1 protein-coding gene is annotated in these 843 nt (G+C 69.6%); it reads right to left on the bottom strand.

Annotation, left to right across the window (positions count from 1 at the left end):
• Positions 1–476: 476 nt before the first annotated feature.
• Positions 477–843 (bottom strand): hypothetical protein (locus ACFHPP_RS31215; RefSeq protein ID WP_437167110.1); only part of this gene is annotated, 367 nt, incomplete at its 5' end.

An 843-nucleotide genomic window follows, 5' to 3' on the forward strand; every position in this document is an offset into this window, starting at 1 on the left:
CAAAAAGAAGAGCGTCCACGGCCGTGATGCCGGTCATCGACCAGCGGCGTCCCTGCGCTCATTCCGGCAACCGATATTCCCGCACCTATTCCCGCATTCCCGCACCCCATTCCCGCGGCTATTTGGCCCTTCGCCCAGGTGCGGGAAAGGCGGCACCCCCGCGGCGCCAACGGTCTGGCCTCGAGGGAACAGCGCGATCTGGAGGTGGAGAACCCGTCGAAGCCCGTCCCTCGCGCCAAGCCTGGGGAGTGGTGTCAGGCTGGCCGGGCCAATGCGAAGCCGGAAAAGCAGCGTACGCCGTCGTGGAGGCCGCCGGGCGCTGAGCCGGCGGCGAACCTGCGCGCCGAGCCAAGCGCCGGCGAGCGTACCCGGCAGGGCGGCGACCGCGGCACGGCTGGCTCTAGCCGGCCCGGCGGTGGAATACGCAGGCGCCCAGCACCGTCAGGTTGAAGGTTTGAACCGCGCTTCGCCCTTCCTCATTGCCCCGCAGGAAACTCAGTTTCCTGCGGCTTTCTTCTTGCGAGGCGGGCTGGCGCAGCGGCGGCCGGGCGGTGCGCCAGCCAGACCAGGGCTGCGCCCAGTGCGGCCAGGGTCGCGTCGGTGCTCTCGGCGGAGCGGCCAGGGAGCCATGTCTGCAACAGGCTGAGCCCGAGGGCGAGCGCCATCGTCGCCACCGCGGCCGCGAACCAGGGCAGGCCGGCGCGCAAGGCTAGCCAGATCAGCCCTCCATACAGAAAGAACTTGTAGAACATCGCCTGCAGGCCGATCCCCCAGTGACCGCGCATCACGGCGCGGAACGGCATCCAGCCGAAATCCTGCGGCGCATCGAGCCAGCTGTAGGGC

The sequence above is a fragment of the Falsiroseomonas sp. E2-1-a20 genome, assembly GCF_051433195.1.
Lineage (GTDB): Bacteria > Pseudomonadota > Alphaproteobacteria > Acetobacterales > Acetobacteraceae > Falsiroseomonas.